This window comes from Flammeovirga aprica JL-4, from assembly GCF_012844305.1.
GTDB lineage: Bacteria > Bacteroidota > Bacteroidia > Cytophagales > Flammeovirgaceae > Flammeovirga > Flammeovirga aprica.
This window is the reverse complement of record NZ_JABANE010000208.1, coordinates 1-6059: the sequence shown is the minus strand read 5'-3', so window position 1 is coordinate 6059 and position 6059 is coordinate 1. Positions and strand designations below refer to the sequence as shown.

Below are 6059 nucleotides of genomic sequence, written 5' to 3'. Positions count from 1 at the left end.
ATACCCACCTACAGCAAACTCATCTACTTCAACATACCCCTTCAAAGGATGCTGTAAACTACTTTGCATAGAATATTGTACTTTACGTCTGAAATTTAAACAGCTTTGATAACTCAAGGACAGTTTCTCACTTAAAGTTAAAGTGGACATGCCTTTCTTATCACAACTAACTTTAAATATGAATTCAAAAGCAGTTAGAATTGAAAATTTCAGCTTATGAAATAGGGTATGAGCTGTAACAGACTCATCATATTTACACTTTTGACAACGTCTAGAATGCAACTTTTTACCTTTCATATATTTTGTATGTTCACATTTCCTACATTTGTAATGATCACTCCACTTTAGTGTCGATAAATATTCAAGACAATCTTCTTCTTTTTGAAATGTTGAATAAAATGTTCTATCGTCAAAACCTTCAAAATTGATCATAATACATCTGGTTGTTTGGTTACTTTTACACTAATGTAAATCAGTTAACCGTAACAGAAGTACGTTTTACTATTTAGGGCGATCTAAGTTTAGATACCTATAAAAAGTTTATACAACTATAATTAGCTCCTACTTATTGATGCCCCTTCTCAAGTAGATTGATCACGTTTCTTACTATCTTTAGACCATCCTATTTAATCCGAGAGTATAGATATGAAAAGTATAAGGTTGGTATTAGTTCTTTTAGTGAGTATATGCTTAACAGCAAAGGCACAGCAACATCCTTTTGATGACTATTTTAAGAAAGGACTAACAACCCAACAAGCAAATGAGGATTTGGAACTACTGAAAAAAGGATTGGAGAAAATACATCCGAGTCTTTACCAATATATTTCTAAAGAGGAGTTTGATAATCTGTTTGAAAAAGAGTATCAACAAGACGGATTAACTGTACAGGATCTATATAAAAAGATCAGTAAGATCGTAGCCTCTGTACAATGTCAGCATACTATAGCTACTCCTCCCGACCACCTGCTTTATAAAATGCAAAAAAAGGGGAAGTTCTTCCCTCTGAGAGTGTTTTGGGAATTCGATCCCGTTAGGGCATATATGATATTTGACTTTTCTAAAGAAGCTAACTTACCTCCTGGGCTAGAAATTTTGAGTATCAATGGTAAAAGTATGCAATCTATTCATGATGAATTATTACCGTATTTTCCTAGTGACGGCGGAATTTTGAGCAATAAACAAAGTCGATTGCAAGTGGGTGTTGATTTTCAGATTTGGTATTACCTTTTGACGGAAAGGCCTGATGAGTTTTCAGTTGAATTTTCTGACAAAAAGGGGCTGAAGTATACTAAACGTTTTGAGGCGGTCACGTTCAAGCAATGGACTAGAAATTACAAAAAGTACATTTCACAGAAAGAACCCAAAGTCCGAAAGTACACTGACTTTTACTCCGGCAGAGAAAAGTTGAATAGAAAAGAACCGATCCGCTATGAATATATTTCCGATAGTATTGGTTTACTAACGGTAACGAATTTCGATGATTCCGAAAAGTTTAATGCTGTAATTCCAGAAGCATTCAGTGATTTTAAAAAGAAAGGTATTCAAAACCTTATCATTGATGTCAGATATAACGGAGGAGGGAATGACATTCTCGGCAGAACGCTTTTCACTTACTTGATTGATCAACCTACCGCCTACTTTGATTCCCTTTATTCAAGCACAGGCATTTCTGATACTACATTCCTTTTTGAAAATACCGATAAAAACAGTGCTTGGTTTCAGTATACACTCCCTTTGGTTGATCGACTACCTGACGGTCGATTTGTCACAAAACCTTCGGTAAATAAAGGACTCATGATACAGCAACCCAACAAAGATCATTTTGTTGGAAATGTATATATCTTAATGAACGGGAGAAGTGCCTCGACTACTGCCGAATTTCTATCGGCTACACATTTTAATCAACGAGCAACCTTTATTGGAGAAGAATCCGGTGGTGATTATCATGGTGGCAACGGAGGAGATTTTGCAAAATTAAAGCTTCCCAATTCTAACATTTATGTACAAATTCCTTTAAGCAATTACGTCATGAACTCCCAAGAACAACGCTTTTTTGGTCGTGGCACTCTACCAGACCATCAAATCTTACTATCCATCGATGAATTTTTGATCATGAAGGATCAAGAGTTGGAGAAGGCGTTAATGTTGATTGAAAATGAAAAGGAATAATCCTTCAAAGAAATCGGTTCTTGATTTGTAATACAGTAAAGTGTAAATTGAATCCGTCTTTCAACAATCAATTGAGAAGCAAACTTAAAGGCGGTTAAGCATATTTTTTTTAACTATTATGGCAATACCATGATGTAATAAAATATAATATGACATGATGATTGTTTACCATTTTTTGTAATGTATATCTCGGCTGAATTAACTTCTAAACTCAAATAAAGGTGAAAAAATTAATATTGATTTTAATAATAGCATCAAGCTGTAATCCTCATCGTTTTTTATATAAACCTAATAAAAAATGGATATTAAATTATAAGCTTCAAGAAAGCTTTGACTCTTCATTTTTTACAATTACAAGACCTATCCTTATTGAATTTAATAAAAATGGTACACAAACCTTATCACAATTGGGTTATAAAGAAACCAAGTATAATTGGTCAATAAATGAAGACACTTTATTATTTGAATCGGATAAATCAATAATTAAAAAATTAGATAAGGACTCTTTAATTTTACAGGAACATAATGGTTTCATTTATTTCTCAAGAGCAAAAAAGATAAAAATAAACAAAACTAAGGAAGAAATAAAAACAATATTACAAACATACAATTGGATCAATAAACAAGATAAAGAAGTAGAGTTTTTTGATAATGGTACTATGATAGAATCTGAATTATTATATAATTACAATCTTGAAGATTCTGCAAAAACAATGACTGTCAATAATTGGGGAATAGCGGAATTCTATGAAAACTTATATCTCTATTATTTTGTAGACCTAACCACAAATTCTGGATATAGAAATGTTATTTATCAACTAAATTCTGTTACTGATAACTCTTTTTCTTTTTTCGATGAATATGGAAAATTGATTACTTACAAAAGGAAGTTTTCAGAATCTAAGTTAGATAGTTCCTTATTACAAGGAAAATGGGTCAGTCATAATTCATTAGATAAAAAGTATCAACGTTATACCAAAGAATTATATTCGGGTGATGACAGAGTAGTAATATTTGATGGAGACCTAATCATGGAAATAGAAAATGATGTTTTAACATTTCAAATAGATTCACTTAGAAAAATAAAATATAATTGGAGAATAAATAAAGAAGGGAATGTATTATTTTTAGATGAAAAAATGACCTTAGATAACGGTAAGGAAGTCACATACGGTATTCATGTTTTATTCATAAATTCCTTTACGGATGACTTGATTAAATCAAGATTAGAATGTGGAGTTTTATATGGTGAATTAAGTGATGAGAATTCTTATTATTTAAACATACTACAGGATTTTCATAAAGTAAAGTAACAAGTCTCTACCGTTCGTCATGTTAAACTGACAGGATCACTACGAACTATATATTACTTTCAATCCTTTAACAGAATGAACAAAAAAATATCAATAAACTTTCAAAACAAAAAAGCTTCATATCAAGAGCTTGAAAAAATGATTGAGGATGCTATGGATTCTCAAATTGCAATTACAAATGTTCTTGTGGATGAAAGTACATTAAGTCAATTACAATCAAAATTTGAAACCAAGTTAGTCTGTTATATTGTTTGGTCTAAGCTTTTAGTAATTGAAGATTCAATAACAACTGAATTTGTGATTTCCCACATCACTGAGTTCTTACAATGCTACATTGAGTTTGATAAAAAAGCTCATCAAATGATGGAATTAATGGCTAGTACTTTTAAAATTGACTTGAATGATTCTGCTCAAATTTGGGATTTGAAAAGAAATAGAAGTAAGAGGCAAAGAGGACAAATTAATTCCTCATGGAACTACTTTTTTCATGGGGCTGAATGTGCATTCGAGAACGTAAATACAGGCCAATATATTGATGTTAAAATAATTTATGGTAGAGAGTATGGAGTAATTGACAACTTTTTCCTTTACAGGTTTATAGAAACAACCGAGTCCTTAAAACCTCAGTTTGAATTATTGGAGGGGAAAAGTCAAAATTTAAGGAAAGTTACTTCTGTTCTTAAAGAGAAAGGTTTTTTAATAAATAGACCAAATTTTGATTTCGAAGAGCTGATTTTAAATAGAACAAATCAAGTAGGGTAAATATGGAATAAGTCTACGTCTATCCCATATTTATCCCTCTCACAGAACCGTGCGTACGGACCTCGTACACGGCTCATGCTAGAACCTTATCTCTAAATTGGTGTATTGTATTTGTAATTACCTTCGTCAAATCAAATAGCCCTTGCTCCGAAAACCACTTATCAGGTAATGCACGGTGAATCAAATAACAATTCGAATTCCGCCAGCGACGCAAACTAATGCGACGGTACGTACCTTTGTAGTTCATTCGGCGTAATTGCTTGTAGAGTCCTTTCCAGCTTTTCCAAGATTTCATGATCATCATACGAAGACGACGACGAATCCAGCTCTGAAGAGAACGAAATAAACTCTTACTCAATCCTAAACGATAATACATCGAGTAACCTTGCATCAACTGAGATAAATCTCGAATGTAGATTTTAAGTGGGTAGTGACCTTGACTACGTCTTGTCAGTTTTCTCACCTTATCCTTAAAGCTTTTGATACTTTTAGGACTAACGCGTACGCCTTGGAGATCAATTAGAAATCCAAGATAGTGAAGTCCGTCTCTTAAGTGGGTGATACTCGTTTTAGTCGCATTGACTCTGAGTTTCAAACTCCCTTCAAGAAAAGATACTGCACTGCGCATGTGACAATACGCTTCTGATTTCGTACGGGCAAACAATAAGATATCATCTGCATAACGAACTAGACGAATGCCTCGGCATTTCATCGACTGATCAAAACGGTTCAGATAAATATTGGCGAGCAAAGGGGAAATCACACCTCCTTGAGGGCTCCCTTTACTGCTTTCTATAAATGTCGACTTATGCATAATTCCCGATTTCAGGAAATGCTCTATCAAGCTTAAAACCTTCCCATCACTTACGTACTCCCCAACACTGTCTATGATTTCTTGATGATCTAAAAGATCAAAACATTGAGACAGATCCATGTCGACAACGTGACTAAGACCGTATTTACGCATAAACAGATCAGCCTTCGTTACAGAATGGTGGGCACTACGATTCGGAAGGTAGGCATAGCTGGATGGATGAAAGGTTTCCTCAAAGATCGGTTCTAAAATAGTACACAAAGCCTGCTGAACAACACGGTCACGGAAGCAGGGAATACCCAACGGGCGTTGGCTTCCATCGGGCTTGTCAATGAACGTACGACGAACGGGTTGAGGACGATACTCTCCACTGCGTAACTCGTCGTGAAGAAGGCATAGTTCTTTAGTAAGTTCCACTTGGAAACTATGGGCCGTTACGCCATCGATTCCTTTAGTACGTGATCCTTTGTTTCTTTTAACCTTGTTAAAAGCCTCTGTAAGATTCTTTATACTGTAGACTTTGTCTATTAAACTATACCGTTTGTGCATGGTAATTAAAATGGTTTACAGTGAAGATCTGAACAGTTATTGGAGAAGTAGACTCTTGATTCAGCGGTATTTTCTGACGTTTCTAGCTCAAGGCAATCTATCAAAAAAAAAAAAACTCGCTTACTGAGTACTCGTACGGATTAAAAGCGATGAACATTCTTACAGAGGAACGTTCTTCACTGAAAATTCCCAGCAGTATTTCAACCACTGTTGTCTTTACTTTTACTTATTCAATAGTGCTGTTTACATTTTCACTTTCGGTTCTAACTTCACCCCTTCGCACAAGTCACTTTCTTTTGAAAAGCGACCGCCTCTGTAACTGAAGCACCATTCATGTACAGAGTCATCCAAGTTTTATCCTAGCTTCTGTCACCAGAAGATCAACGGCAAGGACTTGATCACTACTACGGGATCATCTGCCACCTTCATTTCCATAAATTCAGACTTGTCTT

At 34.5% G+C, this 6059-nt stretch carries 5 protein-coding genes; 3 read left to right on the top strand and 2 right to left on the bottom strand.

Translation table 11 applies throughout. The features are described 5' to 3' along the window. Positions 1-432 (bottom strand): transposase (locus HHU12_RS32800; RefSeq protein WP_169656040.1); only part of this gene is annotated, 432 nt, incomplete at its 3' end. Positions 433-645: 213 nt separating this feature from the next. Here HHU12_RS32800 and HHU12_RS32795 point away from each other — a divergent pair. The 3 genes from HHU12_RS32795 to HHU12_RS32785 all read left to right on the top strand — a co-directional run bounded on the left by HHU12_RS32795 (position 646) and on the right by HHU12_RS32785 (position 4244). Further along, on the top strand, positions 646-2169 hold the full coding sequence (locus HHU12_RS32795; RefSeq protein WP_169660955.1) for a S41 family peptidase: 1524 nt from the start codon (positions 646-648) through the stop codon (positions 2167-2169). Between the two features lie 221 nt (positions 2170-2390). Continuing rightward, complete coding sequence (locus HHU12_RS32790; protein ID WP_169660954.1) at positions 2391-3482, top strand: hypothetical protein; 1092 nt, start codon at positions 2391-2393, stop codon at positions 3480-3482. A gap of 75 nt (positions 3483-3557) precedes the next feature. Beyond that, on the top strand, positions 3558-4244 hold the full coding sequence (locus tag HHU12_RS32785) for a DUF6896 domain-containing protein (protein WP_169660953.1): 687 nt from the start codon (positions 3558-3560) through the stop codon (positions 4242-4244). A gap of 73 nt (positions 4245-4317) precedes the next feature. Here the strand turns inward: HHU12_RS32785 and ltrA are convergent, their stop codons facing one another. After that, the gene (gene ltrA / locus HHU12_RS32780) at positions 4318-5607 is read right to left on the bottom strand and encodes a group II intron reverse transcriptase/maturase (protein ID WP_169660952.1); all 1290 of its coding nucleotides are present in this window, start codon (positions 5605-5607) and stop codon (positions 4318-4320) included. Positions 5608-6059 lie beyond the last annotated feature (452 nt).

What these genes read in the sequence shown, in the direction of transcription:
- HHU12_RS32795 (WP_169660955.1), top strand. Translation starts at nt 646, where the DNA reads ATGAAAAGTATAAGGTTGGTATTAGTTCTTTTAGTGAGTATATGCTTA.
- HHU12_RS32785 (WP_169660953.1), top strand. Translation starts at nt 3,558, where the DNA reads ATGAACAAAAAAATATCAATAAACTTTCAAAACAAAAAAGCTTCATAT.
- ltrA (WP_169660952.1), bottom strand. Translation starts at nt 5,607, where the DNA reads ATGCACAAACGGTATAGTTTAATAGACAAAGTCTACAGTATAAAGAAT.